Raw genomic sequence first — 22,772 nt, 5'->3', positions numbered from 1 at the left:
GCCCCCGGAAGATACTTTCGGAACAAGGACGCGGCCGCGCGGCCCTGTTCATCTTTGTTCCATAAATATCCTCGGGAGGGCGCGGGAGGGCGAAGCGCCTCCCGCCGGGGCGGCGAGCGGCCCCCTTGCGGGGCCCGAGCCGCCCCGCCCCCGCTACATCCGCATCCTCGTGCCCGTCGGGTCGAAGGGCGGCTCCAGCGCAATCCGGGCCGCGCAGCGTTCGCCCAGGATCTCGACCTCGAACAGACCCGCTTCGCCGCGATCGGCCAAAGCCGCCGGCAGGTAGCCCTGCGCCATGGATTTCTCGACCCAATGCGCGTAGCCGCCCGATGTCACCCAGCCCACGACCCGCCAGTCGCCATCGCGCGACGGGTCGGGCTTGGCAAGCGCGTGCCCGCCCGCGTCGAAGCGCGGAGCGCCGTAGCCATGCGGGGCGCCGATCGTGCCGTGATCGGTGTCGCCCACCCGCGCCCAGATCGGCTCGTCACCCATCACATCCGCGCTGCCTGCCTCGATCACCAGCGAGACGCGGCGCAGTTTCGGGCCGTCGTCACGCTCGCGCATCGCCGCTTCGCGGCCGATGAAATCGGGTTTCTGCAGTTTGACGAAGCGGTCCATCGCGCTCTCGAACGGCCCGTAGATCGGCCGCAGTTCCGCGAACCATGTGGGGAAGTTCTTTTCCAGTCGCATCGACAACAGCGCCCGCATGCCGAAATCTGCGATGCCGAATTCCGCCCCCGCCGCCTTGATTGCAGCGTAGACGCGCCGCTGGGCTGCCGGTTTCATCCAGATCTCGTAGCCCAGATCGCCGGTATAGGTGATGCGGTTGACCATGCAAGGCGCGCCGGCCACGTCCATCTCGAGGAAATCCATGAAGCGGAAGGCCGCGTTCGACACGTCCGTATCCACCAGTTTCGCCAGCACGTCGCGCGATTTCGGGCCGCAGACCGACAGCCCCACCATATCCATGTGAAAGCGATGAACCCGGACCGAACCGTCCCCGGGCAGGTGGCTTTCGAACCAGCGCATGTGGTAGCGCGAGGCACCGAGCGAGCCCCAGATCAGGAAACGTTCCTCACCTGCCTTGGCGATCGTGAAATCGCCGATCAGTTTGCCGCGCTCGTTCAGCATCGGCGTCAGCACCAGCCGTCCGGTCTTCGGCATCGTGTTGGTCATCAGCCGGTCGAGCCACGCCTCGGCGCCGGGGCCCGTCACCGCGTATTTGGCGAAGTTGGCGATCTCGGTCACGCCGACGCTTTCGCGGGTTGTCTTCACCTCGCGCGCGACATGGGCGAAATCGTTCGAGCGGTGGAAAGAGGGGATATCCTGCGCCTCGTCTGCCGAGGGGGCGAACCACAGGGGCGTCTCCAGCCCCCAGCTATCGCCCATCACCGCGTTCTGGGACAGCATCAGGTCATAAAGCGGCGTGGTCTCGGCCGGGCGCGCGGCGGGCAGTTCCTCGTTCGGGAAACGGATCGAGAAGCGGCGCGAGTAGTTCTCGCGCACCTTCGCGTTGGTGTACCGGAGCGTCGCCCATTCGCCGAAGCGCGCGACATCCATGCCGAAGACATCATGCCCGGGATCGCCCCCGGTCATCCAGTTGGCCAGCACGAGACCCACGCCGCCCCCCTGCGAAAAGCCCGCCATCACCGCACAGGCGGACCAGAAATTCGTCAGCCCCGGCACCGGCCCGACCAGCGGGTTGCCATCGGGGGCAAAGGTGAAGGGGCCGTTGATCACCTGCTTGATGCCCGCGCGTTCGACCGCCGGGAAATGGCGGAAACCGACCTCCAGCGAGGGCGCGATGCGGTCCAGATCGGGCGCCAGCAATTCGTGCCCGAAATCCCAGGGCGTCTTGACCGGCGACCAGGGCTTGCAGGCTTTCTCGTAGGTGCCCAGCAGGATGCCCTGGCGTTCCTGCCGCGTGTAGATTTCCCCCTTGAAATCGATGACGCCGACCAGCTCGCGCCCCGTCGACTGGTTGAATTCCACGACTTCGGGCATCGTGTCGGTGAGCAGGTACATATGCTCCATGGCCAGAACCGGCAACTCCAGCCCGACCATCCGCCCGACCTCGCGCGCCCAGAGGCCGCCGGCATTGACCACATGCTCGCAGGTGATGGGGCCGTTCTTCGTGTGCAGGGTCCAGGTGCCATCCGGGGTCTGGGTGATGTCCTCGACCGGGTTGCGCAGCTCGATCTCGGCGCCCAGAACGCGCGCCGCCTTGGCATAGGCATGGGTGGTGCCCGACGGATCGAGATGGCCTTCGACCGGATCCCACAGGGCGCCGACGAAATGGCCCTCATCCATCAGCGGGAACATGGCCTTGGCCTCGGAGGGCGTGATCAGCTCGGTCTCCATGCCCAGCGCGCGGCCCCGCGCATGGGTCAGGCGCAGGAAGTCCATCCGCTCGGGGCTGTCGGCCATCATCACGCCGCCCGTCAGGTGCAAGCCGCAGGATTGGCCGCTGATCTGTTCGAGCTCTTCGTAAAGCGACACGGTATAGGCCTGAAGCCGCGCCACGTTGGGATCGCCGTTGAGCGTGTGAAAGCCCCCCGCCGCGTGCCAGCTCGACCCCGAGGTCAGCTCGGAGCGCTCGATCAGCAGCACATCCGTCCAGCCCGCCTTGGCGAGGTGGTAAAGGACCGAGGCCCCCACCACGCCACCGCCGATCACCACCGCCCGATAGCTTCGTGTCATCCCGTTTCCCTTCGTTCAGCGTGGCGCCACCGGGTGACACCCGGCAGCCAGCAGACCTTCGCGCATGGCCGTCACCGCCGAGGCCTCGGTGGCGCGGCTGGTGACATAGGCGATGCCGGGCTGTTCGCCGGTCCAGCCGATCACCTCGAGCCGCGACGCCGCCTCGGGCTCGAATCGCTGCGCGAGCGCCCAGGAGCGGCAGTCGATCACGGCAATGTCGGCCTCGTGCTGCGCGACCATGCGTACCGAATTGCGGTGCCCGCCCGACAGGATCGCCTGCGCCGCAAGCGTCGCGGGATCGGCGCCCAGATCGGCGGCAAGGCCGCGGTAGCCCGACAGCGACTCGGTATCGTTATAGGCAAAGCGCCGGCCCTTCAGCGCCCCGTCCGGCAATTCCGCCGCTGACCCCGACGGCAGCGGCGCCGGAGCGCCCTCGCCTTTGCGGACCACCATGGCAGAGCGATAGAACGGCCCGCGCCCGCCGGGCCAGGCGCCGTAATCGGGCTGCGCCAGCGGGATCAGGAAGCCGATCATCCCCGCATCCAGCGGCCCCCAGCAACACTGGCTGAACACCAGCGCCGGATCGCGCCAGTGATCGTTGAGCTTGTAGGGCCCGGTATCGGGACGGGTCAGCGTTTCGGGCAGGTCGACGCAGGCCATGGCGGCACGCAGGGCCTGCCATTGGGCATCGGTTTCGGCGTGAACCTCGGGCCAGTCATACATCGGCAGGCTGGCAAGCGGTGTCGTCTGGGTCATGAAGTCTCGGGCTCGCGTCTCAGGACAGGATGGGCGACGGGCTCTTTCGCCCGCAGCCCCCACTGGCGCCACAATGCCCAGTAGTGCGGAAAGACGTAACCCTTGTTCAGCGCCTGCCATTCCGTGCGCCGCGACCGGTAGAGCGCCGGCAGCGCGTACCATGGCGTCGAGGGATGGCGGTGATGGACGATATGCAGGTTGTTGTTGAGATAGAGCCAGGCGAGCGGAGAGCGCTCGACGATGATGGTCCGGCCCTCAGGCGCCTCGTGCCATTGATGCTCAGCAAAGGTTCTCAGCGCGATCAGCGACAGCCCCGGCCAGCAGACCGCCAGAAGGTAGAGCCACAACGGGATCCCCATCGCCTGGACCGCGATCAGCACCGCCAGCATCGCCGGCAAATGCAGCCCCCAGGCAAGCCGCACCCCCCAGGCATTCTGGCGCAAGAGCCGCGCCTCGGCGCCCAGAAACCCGATCGCCGCCAGCCAGGGACCGATCACGACCCGCCCCGTCAGCGTATTGTTGGCCCGCAACAGCCCGCGCAGAACCGCCGGAAGCGCCCGGTAAAGCCAGCGCTCGCGATAATAGCTTTCGGGATCGTCCAGCGGATCGGTCAGCCTTGTGTCGTGATGATGCGCCAGATGCAGCGCGCGGTACCGACGGAACGGATAGACCAGCGACAGGGGCAGCGTGACCAGCGCCTCGTTGATCAGCCGGTGGCGCGTGGGATGGCCGTGCAGGCATTCGTGCACCAGCGAGGAATGCAGCGCCGTCATCAGCGCCATCACCGCCAGCGCCGCGAGGGGGGCGCGCGGATAGAGCCAGAAACCGGCCCCGAGCCACGCGCCGTAGCAAAAGGCGATCAGCCCCAATGTCGGCCATTCAAGGCGCAATGCCCGGCGCATCCTGTCTCCCGTCATGAAAGAATGCCGCCAGTGTGAGCGTTTTGACGCGCACGGCAACGCGCGTTTGCACGTCAGTATGGGCCGCGATTGACGCATCAAGTCACATCTGTTTACTGAAAGCGACAGATAACCCCGGGGAAGCCATGGACAAACGCGAGACCGCCGCCGCCTTCCGCAAGCGGCTGGCCGATGTGCAGGCGCGCTCGGGCCTGTCGCAGACCGCCTTCGCCGCCGAGATCGGCATCGACCGCTCGGCGCTGTCGCAACTGGTTTCCGGCCAGAACCCCCGCCTGCCCCGGGCCGAGACCCTGCTGGCGCTGGCCGCGCGGTTCCGGGTATCGGCCGACTGGCTTCTGGGCCTCAGCGACGAACCGGGGCGCTCGATGCAGGTGCTGGGCGCGGTCGAGACCGAGCAGGCGCTCGATGCGGAGAACCGCACGGCGATGGAGCGCTGGCACCACGAAGCCAGCGGCCAGAAGGTGCGCTACGTCCCCGCCTGGCTGCCCGACCTGATGCGCACGCCCGAGGTGATCGCCTACCAGGCCGCGTCGAACGAGCAGGAACGCCGCAGGCTGCAAAGCCAGACCGACCGCAGGCTGCATTTCTCGCGCATGCCCGAAAGCGATATCGAGCTGTGCATGCCGTTGCAAACGCTTGAGATCTTCGCGCAAGGCGCGGGCATCTGGACCGGACTCGACGCCGAAGCCCGCGCGCAGCAACTGGCGCATATCGCCGCGACGCTCGATGAGCTCTACCCGGCCTTCCGCATGTATCTGTTCGACGGCCGCAAGCGGTTCGCCGCGCCGATGACCGTGTTCGGCTATACCCGCGCGGCGGTCTATACCGGCGATACCTACATGCTGGTGCGCTCGAAACCGCTGATCCGCGATCTGGCGCAGGGCTTCGACCGGCATATCCGCCATGCCGAGATCCACGCGCATGACGCGGCGCGCTGGGTCCGGGCGCTGGAGGTGCGGTGAGCGGGTCGAGGGGGCTGTCTGCCCCCTCTTGGCCTTGCGGCCAATTCACCCCCGAGGATATTTCCGGCGTAAAGATGCGCCGGGTTGACACGGTGTGAAGGCGGCATCCTTGAACCATGGCTCTCCTGCGGGAGGGTCCGGGACGGTGCAGATGCTCTCGCGCGGGCCAAGGGCCCGGCTGCGCAGCGCCCGCGACGTAAGCGCCCGTCACTTCGCGCCACCTAGCGCTGACTTCTCTCGCATTGCCGCCGTATGCCGGAGCGCTCTAGGCTTTTCACCGGACAGACGGAGGCGCCGATGGATGACAGCGTGGCCCGCAGGACGCGGCAGGGCGGGCGGGGCGGCAATGCGCGGCGGGCGAGCGGGTTTCAGCTGGAACAGAGACCCTGGCGGGTACCGCGCAACACCGACCGTCCGGTCGAACCGGTGGACGAGGCCGGCGTGCAGGCGATCCATGCCGGCGCGATGCGCATCCTGTCGGATATCGGCATCGAATTTCTCAATGACGAGGCGCTGACGATCCTGCGCGACGCGGGATGCCGGGTGGACGGGCAGAACGTTCGGATGGACGCCGATTTCGTCATGGAGATGGTGGGCCGTGCCCCCGCCTCGTTCACCATCACCCCGCGCAATCCCGCCCGGCAGGTGACCATCGGCGATGGCTACATGGCCTTCGTCAATGTCTCGAGCCCGCCGAATGCCTGGGACCTGGTGCGCGGCAAGCGGCCCGGCGATTTCGCCACGTTCCGCGAATTCATGATGCTGACGCAGGCGTTCAACTGCATCCATATCGCCGGCGGCTACCCGGTCGAGCCGATCGACATCCACCCGTCGGTGCGCCATCTCGACTGCCTCTACGAGAAGCTCACCCTGACCGACAAGGTCTGCCACGCCTACAGCCTCGGTCGCGAGCGGGTCGAGGACGTGATGGACATGGTGCGCATCGCCGGCGGGCTCAGCCATGCCGAGTTCGAGGCCGCGCCGCGGATGTATACCAACATCAATTCGGTCAGCCCGCTGAAGCACGATTTCCCTATGATAGACGGCGCGCTTCGCCTTGCGCGGCGCGGCCAGCCGGTGATCGTGACGCCCTTCACGCTGGCGGGCGCGATGGCGCCGGTGACGATGGCGGGCGCGGTGGCGCTGTCCATCGCCGAGGGACTGGCCGCCGTGGCGCTGCTGCAATACGCGGCGCCGGGCTGTCCGGTGGGGATAGGCACCTTTACCTCGAACGTGGACATGCGCTCGGGCGCGCCGGCTTTCGGCACGCCCGAATACATGCGCGCGACGCAGATCACCGGGCAGCTGGCGCGGTTCTACGGATTGCCCCTGCGCTCTTCGGGGGTCTGCACCGCGAATGTGCCCGACGGGCAGGCGATGTGGGAGACGTCGAACTCGCTCTGGGCGGCGGTGCAGTCGGGGTCGAACATGGTCTATCACGCCGCCGGCTGGCTGGAGGGCGGGCTGATCGCCAGCCCCGAGAAATTCGTGATGGATTGCGAGTTGCTGCAGATGATCGAGCGCTACATGGAGCCGGACCTGGTGGCGACCGACCCCGAGTCCATCGCGTTCGACGCGGTGCGCGACGTGGGCGCCGGCGGGCATTTCTTCGGCTGCGCGCATACGCAGGCGCGCTATGCCACGGCGTTCTACGATCCGCTGGTCAGCGACTGGCGCAATTACGAGGCCTGGGCACAGGCGGGCGCGGTCGAGACACCCGAACGCGCGCACCGGATCTATCGCGGGATCGTCGACACGTTCGAGGCCCCGCCCATGGACCCGGCGATCCGCGAGGAATTGCAGGCCTTCGTGGCGCGCCGCAAGGAAGAGGGCGGCGCGCCGACGGATTTCTGAGCCTAAGAACGATTGGCAGCTTGCAAGAGCGGGTTGGAGGAAGCGATTTCCAGCAGCCCGCGTATCATCAGTTTTCCGAACTCAGGATTTGCATGATGCTCGTCCCTAGGGTCAGCGTGACGGAATTCCGACCGCATGAACCCTTCGTCATCAAGGCACTCGGGCGGAATATTGACGACCGGCACTTTCCGCCGTTCAAGTTCCTTGAGCATGATCGCACGATAGTCCTGAAACATGGTGAGAACGCGTGTCGGTTCGTCCTGACGCAGGGTGTAGTGATCGCGAAACAGCCCCGGCGCCGAAACGGCGATGACCTGCACACCGCTATCGCGCAAGAATTCTGCCAGCCTTAGCACGTGATGCTGATCGTCGAGCACCATGCGGCGAAACATCGAGCGGGATATCGCGTGCCGTCCGGGGATGTCTTCGGCGACCGAATGCTTGCCAGCCACCAGCGGACGCAACACGCGTGCCGGCCATAACGGCATGCAGAATGCGACCGTGTCCGTGGTTGGATCCGGCGGCAGGCGCTTGACGCCGATGTCCTTTTTCATCGTCACCGTAATCTCGGCGTGGTCGCCCGCGTCCCTCCAGAATTCTGTGCGAAGCTTGTCGCCTCCGCTTACCGGCTGGACGCTGACGGAAATGCCGTCCGGGATTTCGCCACCAGCGTTCATGGACCTGACGGCAAGGTTCAATGCGCCGGTATGCGAGTCCCCCGTCACCAAGATCTTCATGCGTTTCTCTCCGGGGCGAAGGCGCTCAGAAGTTCTTCGTCGCATTTGATTTTTTCCCGTACCTCGTCGGCGGTCATGTCGCGCTCGAAAGACGCCTGATCGGCATCGCTGGCAGCGGATCCTGTCGCCACCGATGCTTTGCCGCCAGGAACCGGATGCTGTTCGAAAAAGACCGACATGACATGTTCGACCCCACGAGGCAGGATTTCGCGGCCGTCGGGCTGGAAGAAATACCCACGCATGAAAGGCGAGGTAATGATTTCGAATGACGGGAAATAATCGATGAACTCATGCGCCGCCACAAGATCGCCTGCCACCGCTCGCAGAACCGATTTGGAATAGGCTGTGGCAACGGCCACCTGAGTGTCGGTCGCTGTCGCGGCCAGTGGAACCGGGCTCACGGTCAGCAGAAAGCGCAGCTTGGGATTGATGTCACGCACGCCCGCGATGAAGGCTTCCATATCAGCACGCACTTCGGTGTAATCCAGGTTGCGGAAGGCATGCACCGTCTCGTCGAAGACCCCCGCAACCGTGCCTGGGCAAAGCGGATAGCAGGCACCGTCGGTTTTCGAAAGCCACGCTTCGGTTAAGCCGAGCGTAAAAACAAAGACATCCGCGTCGCGCAGCAGTCCGGATACACAATCCAGATGGCCTGCTCGAACAGCCCTTAATTCTTCGACCGAACCGAAGGGTTCTGGTTCGATCGTGGGACGAAATGGATCGACTACGCCATCGCCCTTGATCCAGTAATCTTCGGTCGGTCTGAACGTCCCATTCGCACGCTGGAGCAACTGGAGCAATTGTCGCGCGGTATAGATGTTGCCGTACCGAGCCGAGTACATTCCGTAGCCGTATTCCGACGCAAGCGCAGGCGACACTTGGGCCGGAGCGGGCTCGGCGTCCAAGTATGCGAATCCTTTTTCGCGTAGGTTGCGACCGATATGCTGTGCAAAACAGCTTCCCGCTGTAGCAATCCGGGCGCCGTCTATCGAAAAGCGTCGCGTGTACCAGTCCGGAACCTCGAGCGGGTGATAGGCCGGAACCGTTCGTTTCCAGAAGGCTTTTGCCGGCTGACTGCGATAAGGGTGTTCCATGCAGTTTCCAATCGACTGAACACTGTTGCGGTCATGGCTTCGAGAACCGGCGCCAAGGACGACCGCGAAAATTGGACCTCGTCACCCCTTGCCCGGCTTGCCGAAGGTGTTGAGCAGTTCCTCGTCGCACTTGATGTCGTCTTCGTCGGGATCGATGCCCGACAGATCGACCGGCGCGGATCGCGCGGGAGCCGGGCGCGCGGGAGCGGGACGGGAGGGCACGGGCCGGGCGGCGGGTTTCTGACCTTGGGGCGCGGCCGGAGCCGTCGTTGGTGCCGGCGTCGGACGGTCGGCCCCCCCAGAAGGCTGGTGCGGGGCCTGACGCGGTGCCATCCGGGGCGCGATGTCGGGCGCGGCTTCCGGCCGGACCGGAGCGGCCGGGGCCTCGCCCGCGCCGGGCGGGCGGTGCTCGGACAGGAAATGGCTCATCACATAGGCCACGCCCTCGGGCGCGACCTCGCGCATCCCTTCCTTGAAGAACGCGCCGCGCGCAGCGGGCCCGACGACCATGTCATAGGACGGGAAATAATCGATATGGTCGTGCGCCGCGTAGAGCTCGCCCGCAACGGCGCGCAACACCGACTTGGTATAGACCGTGGCGACCGAGACCTGCTGTGGCGTCGCCGTGGCCATCATCGACACCGGCGAGACGGTCAGCAGGATTTCCAGCCGGGGATTGATGCGTCTGACCTTGGCCAGAAAGGCCTCCATATCCGCGCGGACGTCGGCCGAGCCGAGGTTCTGCAGGAAGTGACGGTCGGGATCATAGGTGCCGCCCGCCGTGCCGGGGCAGAGCGGGAAGCAGGCGCCGTCCTTCTTCGACAGCCACGCCTCGGTCAGGCCCATGGTGAAGACGAGCACATCGGCGGTGCGGAAGACCTCGGCCGTGGCCGCAAGATGATCCTCGCGCAGGGCGCGCAATTCCTCGACCGAGCCGAAGGGTTCGGGCTCGATCGTCGGGCGGAACGGGTCGACCACGCCGCCATCGCGCTCCCAGTAATCCTCGACCGGGTCGAAGATCCCGGTGGCGCGGTCCAGAAGCTGCACGAGCTGGCGCGAAGTGTAGACGTTGCCGTAGCGCGCCGAATACATCTTGTAGCCCCAGTCGAGATAATCGCTTTCGGGCAGGCCGGTGGGCGGCAATTCGCAATCGACGTAATCGAACCCCGCATTGCGCAGCTGGCGCCCCAGATGCTGGGCAAAGCAGCTTCCCGCCGTGGCGATGCGTTTGCCGTCGAGCGAGAAGCGCTTGGTGTACCAGTCGCCGATCTCGTGCGGCATCCGGTCGCCGATGGCGCGGCGCCAGAAGGCGCTGTCGGGCTGGTCGTTATAGGGATGGGACATCGGGTGTTCCTCAGCCGACGGCGTTGCGGGAGGCCGGCGCGGTGGCGATCCGGCGCAGATAGGGCACGGCGCGCTTGAGCATCAGCGCGCCGAATTCCGCGTTGACATGGTGGGTATCGGTCGGGTCCTCGGACCGGTGCTGCGGATCCATGAAGCCGTCTTCGAGGATGCAGCCTTCGGGCAGCTCGATCACCGGCATCCCCGCCTCGTCGACGCAGGCGCGCTGGATCGCGCGGACCTCGGCCTGCAGCGCAAGGCAGGTCTCGGCGCCGAAGGGCCGCACATAGCTCCAGTGGCGAAACAGCGTCGGCGGCTCGATGGCAAAGACGGGATAGCCCAGTTCGCCCAGATACGCGCCCAGCGCCATGATGTACTTCATGTCCGACAGCACCATGTGGCGCAGCAACGCGCGCGACATGACATGCCCCTGCCCCGGCAGCCCGTGCACCACGTAGCCGCTTTGCAGGATCATCCGCATGATGCGTCCGTTCCACATCGGCATCGACAGACCGATCGCATCGGGGCGCGGGTCGTCGGGCGGCAGCTTGGGCATCATCTTGCCGTATTGCGGATCGGTGATCACCGCGTGGTCGCCGGCCTTCTTCCAGAACGGCGTGTTCATGCGTTTGCCCGGGCCCAGCGGCTGGATCCGCCATGTGATCCCGTCGGGCGCGGTGCCATCCTGCACCATCAGGTCATGGCCGCGCTTCAGGGCACCGGTATGGGAATCCCCCACGATCAATACTTGCATCAAAACCCTCGTCATCCGCGCGCCGACTATCCCGCATGCATCGGGGCCGGTCAAGGCAAGGCCATAGCGGCGACAAGGGCGTCATTGATGGCCGCAGCCGGGCGCCATGGGCGGCGGGCCGCGCGCCGCGCCCCGGGGAAGGGTGTCCCGGCTTGTCGTCCGGGCGCCCGCCGCAGTATGGTCGCGCCCACCCGATGGAGTCCGGATGCCCCGTATCACCCCCCTCTCCGCGTTGCGCTGTCTGGCGCCCGCCGCGCTGTGCCTGTGGGGGTCGCTCGCGCAGGCTCATCCGCATGTCTTCGTCGATGCCCGCGCGGGCTTCGTCGTCGAGGGCGGAACGCTGCAGGCCCTGCGGATCGAGTGGCGCTATGACCTTCTGACAAGTCTCTACATGTTCGAGATCCTCGATCTCGACCGCGATGGCGACGGCGCGCTCGACGATGAGGACCGCGCCGCCATCGTCGCGGGGGAAACGGAATGGGAGCCGGGCTATGACGGCGATATCCACCTGACCCTTCACGGCGCGCCGGTCGCGATGGGCCAGCCCGAGGACGGCTCGGCCATGCTGATCGAGGATCAGGTCGTCGTGCGCTTCACCCTGCCGCTGGCCGAGCCCGTGAATGTACCTCCGGGGGACGACGGTGACAGGAACGGTGACGGGATCGTGCTGCGACTTTTCGATCCGATCTTCTATTACGCCTACACGATCGTCGAGGGCACGGACGCCCCGGCCCTGCCCCCGGGCTGCGCGTCCCGGATCACGCCTTTCACTCCCGACGAGGCCAGCGAGGCCCTGCGCGCGCGCCTTGCCGCCCTGTCGCGCGAAGAAATCCCCGAGGACGAGAATGTCGGCAGCCTTTTCGCGGACCGCGTGACGCTGGAATGTTCGGGGGTATCGGGGTGACGCAGGGGTGCGTTCTTGTTCCGCCGGGGGCTCCCGCGCCCGGCGCCGGTGGAACGGGGCGCGATCCCGGCGCGCAGGCTTGTGCATGCGCCGCAAAAGGCCCCGGCACCCCGTCTTCGTCGCCAGATCGCCACCCGGAGCAAAGCGCGGCCTGCCTGCCCACCGGTCACGCCCGGCGCTTTGCCGCGACGCCTGACGCGTTGCGCTCGGCGACCGGCGGCGATGCGGGAAGGGCGGCACAGAACGCGGCGGGGCCCGGGCATGAAGGCGGGGACGGGTCCGCCGCGAAGCGGGCGCGCAGGCAGGAGCATGGGCGTGTGACCAGGCTCCGATTCGCAGCCCTGAACTCGCCCGAGGCGAGGCCCCTGGCCGAAGCCGTCCAGGTTTCCGCGGCGAAACGCCCCGGCGATGGGGATATCCTTAACAAAGCTCAGATCCCGTGCGCGCCTGATCGCGCAACCGGGAAGCGCCTTCGATTCCGGGCAGTGCCTCCGCCGGCTGGAACGCCGCGCGAAGCGGGGCCCGGGCTGAAACAGCGGCCGTCCGCGCTGGCAGCAGAGGGCACGCATTCCATGGCGGAGCGCCGCAATAGCGTGTCCCGGGGCGCGCCAGAGCGTCGCGAGGCGCCGTCCAACCTGCGGGTAGCGAGCCCTGAAACCGCGGCCTGCCCATGGCACGGAAAGCAACGGCAAGCGGCGAGGCGCCGGTCCAGAGCGACTCACCGGCTTGGGACCGGGCACCCTCTTCGCACAGCGCACGATCAAGACACAGAAAACCCGCGCGACGCCGAGAAGCGGGGCCTTGCGCCCGAGCGGCAAGCGACACACCGCCAGCAATGGGCGCAACACCCGTCCGTTCCGGACCATCGGTGCGGGGCCGGTCCGCGCTACGGCACGACGCATCGGCAGGACTTATCGGCAGGACGCACACCATTGACCCGACCTGTAGCACCGGCCTGAGGCGAGGGAGCAACGCGAGATGGATCACCGGCACGACACAGCGCCCCGGTCCGATGCGGGGGCGCGATCGGAGACGAGCCACCCGCAGGAAGCGGACAATTGGCAGGACGCGGGGCACCGTCAGGAAGCAGGGCACCGGGATGACGCGGGGCCGCTTCATGGACCGGAGGCGCGGGACCAGCGGGCGTTTCCCGCTCGCAACGATGTCCGCCCGCAGACGCCGTCGCTGTCCGTCCCCGATCCGGTGTCACCCGCCGCGGCCGGGCCTGAAGATCCGGGCGTCCGGGCGCTATGGTCTTCGATTCTGTGGCTGGCTTGCGCGGCTCTGCTCGGTGTCGCCGCCTGGGCCCTTCTGCCCTGGAGCGCGTTCCTGGACTGGGCCGCAACGGCGCAGCGTGAGTTCCAGGACGGGATGGCGCGTGCCTTGCAGGCCGTCCGGCGGAACGAGCCGCAGGCGATCTGGTCGCTTTGCGCGGTGACCGCCGCCTATGGGTTCGCCCATGCAGCGGGTCCCGGTCACGGCAAGGTGCTGCTCGGCGGCGCGGCGCTGGCCAGCGGCGCGACCCTGCGGCGCCTCTGGGCGCTGAGCCTGGCCGCAGGGCTGGCACAGGCTTTCGTCGCCATCGCGCTTGTGGGGGTCGTGGCGCTTATGCTGCGCGCCAGCAGCGCGGCGCTTGTCGAGATCACTGAAACCTGGCTGGTGCGCGCCAGTGCGCTGGCGATCGTGGCGATCGGTCTTGTCCTGGCCTGGCGCGGCCTGCGCGGCCTGCTTCGCCTGCGCGTATCCGCGCGTCGCGACGCCCGGGGCACGGAGAGCGGCTCCGGGATGGGCGGACCGAATAGTGTCCATGCTTATCATCAGCATGGAGACGATGAGCAGGGTGACCATAAGCATGGACATCATCACCATGGACACGATCACCATGGACATGAAGGCTGCGGCCATGCCCATGGTCCCAGCCTGGACGAGATCCGCTCGCTGACGGGATGGCGGGACGCGGCGGCGCTGGTCGCGGGGATCGCGATCCGGCCTTGCTCGGGGGCGCTGATCGTCCTGCTGATCGCCGCGCGATTCGACGTCTTCGCCGCGGGCGCTGTTTCGGTCGTGGCGATGGGACTGGGCACCGCCGCCTTCAACGCGCTGGTCACGACCGGCGGCGTCGCGGCGCGCGCGCTGGCGCTGGCCGGCGGCGACAACCGCACCCTGCCCTATCTCAGCGCGCTGGCGCATCTTCTGGGCGGCGTGCTGATCGTGGGTCTTGCAAGCGGTTTCGCGCTGTAAACGCGCGATGCACCGAAAGGATGGCACCGCATGGCGATCTTCGTGGGGCCTGCGTGAAGGGATCGGCCTTACGAACGGCTCACGCAAGCAGGTTCGGTCGCATCGATCAGGCGGTGCGTCAGGACGGTGGCTTTGTGACGAGGCGTTCAGTGGAACGGTCGGACAAGAAGATCAGACAAGACGGTCGGACAAGACATTCAACCTGCCCAATCTGTCGCTCATTCGGACCGAACAGTCCAACATGACCTACTGATGAGGCACTCGGACAAGGCGCTCAGATAAGACGCACTGACAAGGCGCTCTGACCCGTCGCCCGAGCAAGGCGGGCGTACGGGGCGAAAGGCCGCTCGGATTCCGCCATCGCACCGGGCATCCGCTCCGGCGATCGTACCAGCGAACGGAGCCGGTTCCTGCACGGTCGAACCGCCTTTCCCCCTGAGCGAACCGCATGAGCGAGCGCATTGGCGGAGCGAGTTTGCCAAACCCTGGCTCCGAGGCCGGTTCGGCCTTGTACGCAACGGACGGGGAAACCGTAGTCTTGCCGTCGTAGGGCGGGAAGCATGGGCACGGGCCGCGCGGCACCTGCCCTGCCGAGGAAACAGTCCCGACACGGAAAGCGCCGCTGGCACGACGATCACCGCAAGCATAAAGATCACCGCGGATACGTGGATTACCGCTGGCATGGGGATCATGGTGAGGCACCAGGATCACCGTGAGGCACGAGGATCAAAGGGCCACGAAGGTCACCGGGACGCAGGCGGATCAAGGATTGTAGCCTGCGCGAGCATCTCGGCAGAGCCGAGAACCCTGACCGGCGACCGAAGGCCATGACGCTCTCAGGCCACCCGCGCCGAACCTTGTTACACAAATGCACAAAAAACGATTGCGCCCGCAACCTGTTTCGGCATTATCGGGCTAGTGAACTAAAATAACAGGAAATTCCGTTGCATATCTGCGAGACGAACAGCTCCGTGCTGTGCGAACAATTGCGCGCGGCCGTCGCTGACGCGCCCGGCACCCGGCTCTCCGTGACCAATAACGAGAGACTTGTCCCCGACCTCTATCTCAGCTGGGATGACAGCCAGGGCGCGGTGCAATGCCACCGGATCCTGAGCGAGGGTACGCTGCTTGACCTCAACGTGATGATCTCGGGTGAACCGGGATGGGTGTCGCTGAACATCGAGCTGGGCACGGCGAGTTTCACCCCGGGCGCCACGCTGATTGCCATTCTCAACGCGCAAGCCGAGGGGCTGGGAACGATCCGCCCCTTCATCCGCACGCAGGGACCCGAGGGCTGGGAATCGACGCCCGACTGGCGCGATACCGCTTTCGACTGGGAAGCGGATATGGGCTATGACGGGGTCAAGATCCTGCCCTGCAGCGTCCGGGACGACGCGCCGCTGGCGATCCCCGAAGGCTTTCACACGCTGGTCGTGCCGCTGCCCACCGAAAGCTTCCGCCTGACGCTGAAGGACCTGCGGATGGTCGTCATCGCGTGATCGCGCCCGGCGGCGCGCCCCGCAGCGCGCGCCGCCATTCAGGCGTCTTCGCCCAAGGGTACCATGTCGACCGCGTGGCGGCTGTCCTGCCCGCCCGCGCTGCGCAGCGCGCCCCGCACCGGGGCCACGTCGAGATAATCGCGCCCCTGGGCGATGGCCACGTAATCCTGCCCCGCCGTCTGATCGTTGGTCGGGTCGAACTCGACCCAGCCGATCCCCGGCCCGGCCCAGGACCGGACCCAGGCATGCATCGCATCCGCCCCTTCAAGCCGGGGCTGGCCGGGCGGCGGCGTGGTGCGCAGGAAGCCTGACACATAGCCCGCCGGGATGCCCAGCGCGCGCAGCCCCGCGATCATCACATGCGCGAAGTCCTGGCAGACGCCCGAGCGCTGCGCGAAGGCCTGTTCCGGCCCCGTCTCGACCGAGGTCGCGGCGGAATCGAAGCGCATTTCGGCATGAAGCGCGTGCCCCAGCGTCCGGATCGCGTCCTGCGTGGTCATGTCCCCGGTGACGAGGCCACGCGCGAAGCCGGCGATCTCCGGCACATCGGGCACACGGGGCGACGGGCCCCGGAAGTGATGCGGCGATAACGGGCCAAGTCCGGTTTCGGCGGCCAGCGCCGCCGGCAGCGCGCGCAGGGTCGGGGACAGGTCGGCGCGGGCGGGAATCGCCAGGCGCTCCATCCGCAGGGCCAGCTGGAACTGCAGCGACGGGATCGGCCCGTGCCACACCGCCATGACCGTGCGGTTGCCGAAAAAGTCGCGTCCTTCGCGCCGTTCATCCGGGCGCGGGCGGATGTCGAGACGCTGGGACAGGACGCGCTGCACACCCGGCGCATCGGCGGGCAGCAGCCGGACGAGCGTGCGCGAGCGGTCCGAGGCGGCGGCGTAGTCGTATTCGATGGTCAGCCCGATATCGTACAGCACAGCCGGGTCCTAACGCAGATAGGCAGAGGTGACGAGGTTCGAGATCTGGCTCAGGTCGCCGCGCAGTTTCAAAAGCGCGCGCGGGGTCAGGCGGTCGGGCGTGGCGACGCTGAGAAAGGCCTCGATCGGGACGATGGCGCGCGACAGGGCGGCGAGACGTCCGTGCTCCATCGCGCCCGGAAGGGCCGCCGCCTGTTCGCGCATCGCCTGTATCTGGAACAGGATCGAGCGCGGGTTGTCGGCATCGAGCGCCAGCAGGTCGACGACGGTATCGCGCGAGGTTTCCACCGCATAGCGCCGGCGGTGCGTGATGACGCAATCGGCCACCTCGACCGCGAGATCGAGCGCGCCATCGGGCGCGTCGGCATCGCTGAGCCCGTGCAGCAAGGCGGTCAGCGCATCGGCCCGTTCCAGCGCCCGCCCGAGCGACAGGAAGCGCCAGCCCTGAAAGCGGTACATGTTGTCCTGCACGAGACCGGAAAAACCGGTGATCTTGCGCACCAGCACGAACATGGCCTTGGCCGCGTCGTCGCCCGGCTCGACATCGCGCAGGGTTTGGGCGGCGGTCTTGTGCAGGTCCGACAGCGCCGCCCAGCCATCGACCGAGAACCGGTCGCGCACCTTGGCCGCGCAGGCCTGCGCCATGGTGATCCGCTCGATCAGCGCATCGGGCACGGGCTTGCCCAGGTCGATCCCGTAGCCGCCGAGGAACGCGCGAAGGCGCCGCAGCAGCGGGTCGGCAGGGTTGTCGGTGGTGGCAAGGCGCAGGTGATAGGCGCGGATCAGGCGGATCGCATCCTCGGTCCGCTCGACATAGCGGCCCAGCCAGAACAGGTTGTCGGCCGCGCGCGCGGGCACGACACCGGGCGTGGCGCGGCGGAAGGGCGCGTTGCCTTCGGGCACCATGGTATATTTGGGCACCTGCCGGTCCGAGACGATCCAGACATCGGCGACCGACCCGCCCTTCTGCATCGCCAGCGCGGTGGCATCGCCGGAATGGCCGATCCGCGCGTAGCCGCCCTTCATGAAGCGCCAGCCGGCGGGGGTGCGCGTCGCGAAGACGCGGATGGTCATCGGGCGCGGCTCCATCCGGCCTTCGGCCAGCGTCTGGCCCGGCTCGGTGACCCAGGCGGGGGTGGTCGACAGCGCGACGGCCTCCTGCCCGACCAGACCGGCGGCGTTCGCCTCGATCCAGTCGCGCAGGTCGCCCTCGGCCCCGCCGGCAAAGCGCCCGCCCATCGCGGTGCGCGCGGTCACGTCGAAGGGCAAAGCAGGCGTCAAGGCGGGGCCGATGAGCATCTTCTCGGCCTTTGACAGCACGTAATCGCGCTCGGTCTCGCCGCCGCACCACCACGTCGCAATATTCGGCAGGGCCAGTTTCTTGCCCGTCAGCACTTCGCTGATGCGCGGCAGGAAGGCCATCATCGCGCGCAGTTCCAGCACCCCTGCCCCCAGCGCGTTGACCATGGACAGATTGCCCTGCCGCACCGCTTCCAGCAGACCCGGCGTGCCGATCCGGCTGTCGGCATTCAGCTCGAGCGGGTCGGCAAAGGCCGCGTCGATCCGCCGCCAGAGCGCGCCGATGGGTTGCGGCCCTTCGATGGTGCGCACTTTCAGCGCGCCGTTCTCGACCAGCAGATCCTCGCCTTCGAGCAGCAGCATCCCCAGATAGCGGGCAATATAGGTATGTTCGTAATAGGTGTCGTTGGACGGCCCCGGCGTCAGGATCGCGGATTGCCCGCCCGGCCGCCCCTCGGCCTGCGCGAGCCGCTCCATCTGCGCGCGGAAATCGTGGAAGAACCCGGCCAGCCGGTGGATATAGGCGCGCGGGAAGCGTTCGGGAAAGATACGCCCCGTGGCCATGCGGTTTTCCAGCGCGAAACCCGCGCCCGAGGGGGCTTCAAGCCGGTCGCCCAGCACCAGCCACGAGCCATCGGGCGAGCGCCCGATCTCGAAGGCGAGCAGGTGCAGGTAATGGCCATCGGCGGGCGTCACCCCCACTATCGGCCGGAGCCATTGCGGCGAGCGCGCGATCAGCGACGCGGGCAGATGCCCGTCGCGCACCAGCTCGGCGGGTCCATACAGATCCGCCACCACCCGTTCCAGAAGATCGGCGCGCTGGGCAAGACCCGCGCAGATCTCGTCCCATTCGCTGTCATGCAGGATGACGGGAATATGGGACAGAGGCCAGTCCCTTTCGGCCCCCGGTTCGGTGGAATATTGCCGGAAATACACCCCGGCATCGCGCAGGTAATTGTTGCCGCGCTCGAACCGGGTGGCGATCTCGGTCGGACTCAGCTTTGCGAAACGGTCAACGAAACGACGCCAGACGGGGCGCATCTGTCCCCCAGCGTCGAAAAGCTCGTCGGCTACCCCCGGAAGCCGGTTGTAGCCCGCGAACAGATCCGGGCGTCGTGGCGAGGACGCGGCAGGCATCAGGGGTCAGTCCCTCACATCAAACCCGCCGGGCGCCGCAGGTCCAGCGTCATCGGGAATTCCGGATGCGGCTGTTCGGGCGCAGGACGGTAGCTTCCGGGCGTGTGGCCATGCGCTTCGAACCGCGCAAGGCGCCGCGCCTCGGCCTCGTAGGCGTTGACCGGGAAGGTGTCGTAATTCCGCCCGCCGGGATGCGCGACGTGATAGGTGCAACCCGCGATCGCCCGGCCCGTCCAGTCATCGTAGACGTCGAAGACCAGCGGCGTGTTCACCGGCAGGACCGGATGCAGCGATTCGGGCGGTTGCCACGCCTTGTAGCGCACGCCGCCCACCGCCACGCCCGAGGTCGAGGTCCGCGCCATCGGCACCGGACGCTGGTTGCACATCACCCGGTAGCGGTCCTGATGCAGCGTCGTCAGCTTGACCTGCAACCGCTCGACCGAGCTGTCGGTATAGCGCACCGTGCCGCCGATCGCGCCGGTCTCGCCCAGCACATGCCAGGGCTCCAGCGCCTGCCGGACTTCCAGATGCACGCCCTCGGCCTCGATCTGGCCGCAAAAAGGGAAACGGAACTCGGATTGCGCCTCGAACCAGACGGGGTCCATGTCGAAGCCGTGCTCGCGCAGATCGGCCAGCAGGCTGAGCAGATCCTCCCACAGGAAATGCGGCAGCATGAAGCGGTCATGCAGCACCGTGCCCCAGCGCACGGGCCGCCCCACGACCGGCGCGTTCCAGCACCGCGCGATGATCGCGCGCAGCAGCAATTGCTGGGCAAGGCTCATGCGGGGATGGGGCGGCATCTCGAATCCCCGGAACTCGACCAGGCCCAGACGCCCGGTCGGGCCATCGGGGGAATAGAGCTTGTCGATGCAGATCTCGGCCCGGTGGGTGTTGCCGGTCACGTCGGTCAGCATGTTGCGCAAGAGACGGTCCACCAGCCAGGCGGGCGGCAGATTGCCGCCATTGACCGGGTCGCCGATCTGGTTGAGCGCGATTTCCAGCTCGTAGAGCGTGTCGTGGCGGGCCTCGTCGATGCGCGGGGCCTGAGACGTCGGGCCGATGAACAGCCCCGAGAACAGGTAGCTGAGCGCCGGGTGCCGCTGCCAGATCAGGATCAGCGATTTCAGCAGGTCGGGGCGGCGCAGGAAGGGGCTGTCGAGCGTGGTCGCGCCCCCCACCACGACATGGTTGCCGCCGCCGGTGCCGGTATGGCGCCCGTCGATCATGAACTTGTCGGCGCCCAGACGGCTGGCGCGGGCCTCGTCATAGATCGCCTCGGTCGTGGCGACGCATTCCTCCCAGCTATGGGCGGGGTGAATGTTCACCTCGATCACGCCGGGATCGGGCGCCACGCGCATCACGTCGAGACGCGGATCGGTGGGGGGCGAATAGCCCTCGATATGGATGGGCAGGCCCAGCTCGGCCGCCGTGATCTCGGCATTGGCGATCAGTTCGAGATAATCCTCGAGCGTCTCGCAGGGCGGCATGAACAGGCACAGCTTGCCGTCGCGCGGCTCGATTGCCAGCGCGGTGCGCACCGCGCCGAATTCGGGATCGACGCCCTCGACGGTTTCCATCGGCCCCTGCGGGCGCATGTCCTGACGCTCGGCCTCGGTCGCGCCGGGCTGCGAGGGCTGCGTGCGGCCCTCTGTGGTCGGCGGCACCATCGCGCCGCGTTCGGCATCCTCACGCTCGGTCCTGTCGACCTCGGCCCGGACCTGCGCACGCTGCGCGTCCAGCCGGTCGTGGAAATCGGGCAATTCATCTTTGGGTACGGTCGGATCGGCGGGATAGGAATAGGGGTACTGCGCGGGCGGGATATAGGGCAGCGAACCCAGCGGCAGGCGAAAGCCCACCGGGCTGTCGCCGGGAATGAGGAAGATATGCCCGCGTCGGGGCTTCCACAGCTCGGAGCGCCAGCGCGCGGGCTTGTCCGCCGATTGCCACCAGCGCTGCAACGGCAAGGCATAGCCCGACGGCTCGGTCAGACCGCGGTCGAACACACGGGCATAGCGCGCGCGGTCCTCGGGGTTCTTCAGCTTGGAATTCTCGGGGCTGACATTGGGCGGCAGGTTCGCTTCCTTCAGGATCCACTCGGCCGGATCCTCGTAAGCGGGCTGCGCAAAAGCCTCGTCCAGGCCCAGATTCTTCGCGAATGCCGCCAGAAAGCGACCGGCTTCATCCGCCGTCGCCGGCTCCTCGGGGGTTTCGGTCGCGATCAGGTCGGGATTCTTCCAGACCGGCTGCCCGTCGCGGCGCCAATACAGCGAGAAGGTCCAGCGCGGCAGGCTTTCACCGGGATACCACTTGCCCTGCCCGTAATGCAGGAAACCGCCCGGCGCGAAGCGGTTGCGCAGACGGCGGATCAGATCGTCGGCCAGCCCGCGCTTTTGCGGCCCGACGGCGGCGGTGTTCCACTCGGCGCTTTCGAAATCGTCGATGGACACGAAGGTCGGCTCGCCGCCCATGGTCAGCCGCACGTCGCCTTCCTGCAGCTGGCGGTCGACGTCTTGGCCAAGCGCGCTGAGACGCTCCCAGCTTTCATCCGAAAACGGCTTGGTGATGCGCGGATGCTCGGCCACGCGCCTGACCGTCATGTCGAAGGCGAAATCCACCTCGGGCTCGCCATCCGAGGAAAAACCGCCCGAGATCGGCGCCGCGTTCTGATAATGGGGCGTCGCCGCCAGCGGGATATGGCTTTCGCCGGTCAGCAGACCCGACGTCGGATCGAGCCTGATCCAGCCCGCGCCGGGCAGAAACACCTCGACCCAGGCGTGCAGATCGGTGAAGTCGACCTCGGTCCCCGACGGGCCGTCGAGCGATTTCACGTCGGGCTTCAGCTGGATCAGGTAGCCCGACACGAAGCGCGCGGCGAAGCCCAGATGGCGCAGCACCTGCACCAGCAGCCACGAGCTGTCGCGGCACGAGCCCGAACGCAGGGTCAGCGTCTCTTCGGGCGTCTGCACGCCCGGCTCCATGCGGATGGTGTAATTCACCTCCTGCGCGATGCGGGCATTGAGCGCGACCAGAAGGTCGATGGTCCTCGTGCGCGAGAAATCCAGCGCGCCGATCAGCTGCGCCAGTTTCGGGCCTTCGGGATCGGGCCTGCGGTAGATCGACAGATCCTCGCGCAGCTCGGCGGGATAGTCGAAGGGCCAGTACTCGGCGCTTTCTTCGACGAAGAAATCGAACGGGTTGTAGACCGACATGTCGGCGGTCAGGTCGACCTCGATCTTGAATTCGCGCACCGGCTCGGGAAACACGAACCGCGCCAGCCAGTTGCCGTATGGGTCCTGCTGGTGGTTCACGAAATGGCCGCCGGGGCTGACCTTCAGCGAATGCGAGATCACCCGCGTGCGCGAATGCGGGGCAGGACGCAGGCGGATGATCTGCGGACCCAGCGTCACCGGGCGGTCGTATTTGTAATGCGTCAGGTGATGGATCGAGGCGTAGATTGCCATGCGGGGCCCTTGTCGCTGTGTGCTCTCCCACCATAGGGGGCGAGACGCATCATGCCAGCGCGAATGCGGAATTTCCGCGGCAGAACCAAGATTTCCGCCCGCCCTGCCCGTCTGTTCAGCAACCGCAGCAGCGCCGTGTTCCCGCCGCCCGGGCAAGGCCGGAAACGAAGAAAGGGGGGCTGTCTGC

At 67.1% G+C, this 22,772-nt stretch carries 15 protein-coding genes; 5 read left to right on the top strand and 10 right to left on the bottom strand.

Annotated elements, in window-relative coordinates:
• Window positions 1-153: 153 nt before the first annotated feature.
• The 3 genes from C4N9_RS03455 to C4N9_RS03445 are packed head-to-tail and all read right to left on the bottom strand — an operon-like array spanning window position 154 to window position 4,358.
• Window positions 154-2,700 carry a GcvT family protein gene (locus C4N9_RS03455; RefSeq protein WP_109531905.1) on the bottom strand — a complete coding sequence of 849 codons (2,547 nt, stop codon included), beginning with the start codon at window positions 2,698-2,700 and terminating at the stop codon, window positions 154-156.
• Window positions 2,701-2,715: 15 nt separating this feature from the next.
• A complete protein-coding gene (locus C4N9_RS03450; protein WP_109531904.1) occupies window positions 2,716-3,456 on the bottom strand; it encodes a phosphate/phosphite/phosphonate ABC transporter substrate-binding protein in 741 nt (246 codons plus the stop codon).
• Window positions 3,453-4,358: a fatty acid desaturase gene (locus C4N9_RS03445; protein WP_210403973.1), complete on the bottom strand. Its 906-nt coding sequence runs from the start codon at window positions 4,356-4,358 to the stop codon at window positions 3,453-3,455. The genes C4N9_RS03450 and C4N9_RS03445 overlap by 4 nt, the downstream gene beginning before the upstream one ends.
• Window positions 4,359-4,501: 143 nt before the next feature.
• Between C4N9_RS03445 and C4N9_RS03440 the strand changes: the two genes are divergently transcribed.
• Both C4N9_RS03440 and C4N9_RS03435 read left to right on the top strand, forming a co-directional pair.
• Window positions 4,502-5,338 carry a helix-turn-helix domain-containing protein gene (locus C4N9_RS03440; protein WP_109531902.1) on the top strand — a complete coding sequence of 279 codons (837 nt, stop codon included), beginning with the start codon at window positions 4,502-4,504 and terminating at the stop codon, window positions 5,336-5,338.
• A 297-nt stretch (window positions 5,339-5,635) separates the two neighbouring features.
• Window positions 5,636-7,192 (top strand): trimethylamine methyltransferase family protein, encoded by a 1,557-nt coding sequence (locus C4N9_RS03435; RefSeq protein ID WP_109531901.1) that lies wholly within the window; start codon window positions 5,636-5,638, stop codon window positions 7,190-7,192.
• Between the two features lie 2 nt (window positions 7,193-7,194).
• On the opposite strand, the gene C4N9_RS03430 is transcribed toward C4N9_RS03435, so the two are convergent.
• The 4 genes from C4N9_RS03430 to C4N9_RS03415 all read right to left on the bottom strand — a co-directional run bounded on the left by C4N9_RS03430 (window position 7,195) and on the right by C4N9_RS03415 (window position 11,118).
• The gene (locus C4N9_RS03430) at window positions 7,195-7,929 is read right to left on the bottom strand and encodes a hypothetical protein (protein WP_109531900.1); all 735 of its coding nucleotides are present in this window, start codon (window positions 7,927-7,929) and stop codon (window positions 7,195-7,197) included.
• Window positions 7,926-9,023, bottom strand: coding sequence for a GSCFA domain-containing protein (locus tag C4N9_RS03425; RefSeq protein WP_109531899.1), 1,098 nt, complete (start codon window positions 9,021-9,023; stop codon window positions 7,926-7,928). The genes C4N9_RS03430 and C4N9_RS03425 overlap by 4 nt, the downstream gene beginning before the upstream one ends.
• 81 nt (window positions 9,024-9,104) lie before the next feature.
• Window positions 9,105-10,367 (bottom strand): GSCFA domain-containing protein, encoded by a 1,263-nt coding sequence (locus C4N9_RS03420; RefSeq protein ID WP_109531898.1) that lies wholly within the window; start codon window positions 10,365-10,367, stop codon window positions 9,105-9,107.
• Window positions 10,368-10,377: 10 nt separating this feature from the next.
• Window positions 10,378-11,118 (bottom strand): hypothetical protein, encoded by a 741-nt coding sequence (locus C4N9_RS03415; RefSeq protein ID WP_146195113.1) that lies wholly within the window; start codon window positions 11,116-11,118, stop codon window positions 10,378-10,380.
• Between the two features lie 205 nt (window positions 11,119-11,323).
• Between C4N9_RS03415 and C4N9_RS03410 the strand changes: the two genes are divergently transcribed.
• The 3 genes from C4N9_RS03410 to C4N9_RS03400 all read left to right on the top strand — a co-directional run bounded on the left by C4N9_RS03410 (window position 11,324) and on the right by C4N9_RS03400 (window position 15,762).
• Window positions 11,324-12,022: a DUF1007 family protein gene (locus C4N9_RS03410; RefSeq protein ID WP_168192106.1), complete on the top strand. Its 699-nt coding sequence runs from the start codon at window positions 11,324-11,326 to the stop codon at window positions 12,020-12,022.
• Window positions 12,023-13,225: 1,203 nt separating this feature from the next.
• Window positions 13,226-14,263, top strand: coding sequence for a nickel/cobalt transporter (locus tag C4N9_RS03405; protein WP_168192105.1), 1,038 nt, complete (start codon window positions 13,226-13,228; stop codon window positions 14,261-14,263).
• 944 nt (window positions 14,264-15,207) lie between these two features.
• On the top strand, window positions 15,208-15,762 hold the full coding sequence (locus tag C4N9_RS03400) for a hypothetical protein (RefSeq protein WP_109531894.1): 555 nt from the start codon (window positions 15,208-15,210) through the stop codon (window positions 15,760-15,762).
• Between the two features lie 38 nt (window positions 15,763-15,800).
• Here C4N9_RS03400 and C4N9_RS03395 read toward each other — a convergent pair whose 3' ends face one another.
• From C4N9_RS03395 to C4N9_RS03385, 3 genes are read right to left on the bottom strand one after another with little or no spacing between them, the layout of a single operon-like run.
• Window positions 15,801-16,688, bottom strand: a complete 888-nt coding sequence (locus tag C4N9_RS03395) for a transglutaminase family protein (RefSeq protein WP_109531893.1) — start codon at window positions 16,686-16,688, stop codon at window positions 15,801-15,803.
• Window positions 16,689-16,697: 9 nt separating this feature from the next.
• A complete protein-coding gene (locus tag C4N9_RS03390; protein ID WP_109531892.1) occupies window positions 16,698-19,124 on the bottom strand; it encodes a circularly permuted type 2 ATP-grasp protein in 2,427 nt (808 codons plus the stop codon).
• 14 nt (window positions 19,125-19,138) lie between these two features.
• A complete protein-coding gene (locus tag C4N9_RS03385) occupies window positions 19,139-22,585 on the bottom strand; it encodes a transglutaminase family protein (protein WP_109531891.1) in 3,447 nt (1,148 codons plus the stop codon).
• Window positions 22,586-22,772: the final 187 nt, after the last annotated feature.

Origin of the sequence: Pararhodobacter marinus, from assembly GCF_003122215.1 — a bacterium.
GTDB lineage: Bacteria > Pseudomonadota > Alphaproteobacteria > Rhodobacterales > Rhodobacteraceae > Pararhodobacter > Pararhodobacter marinus.
The sequence above is the reverse complement of the archived record's forward strand: the minus strand, read 5'-3'. Positions and strand labels throughout refer to the sequence as shown.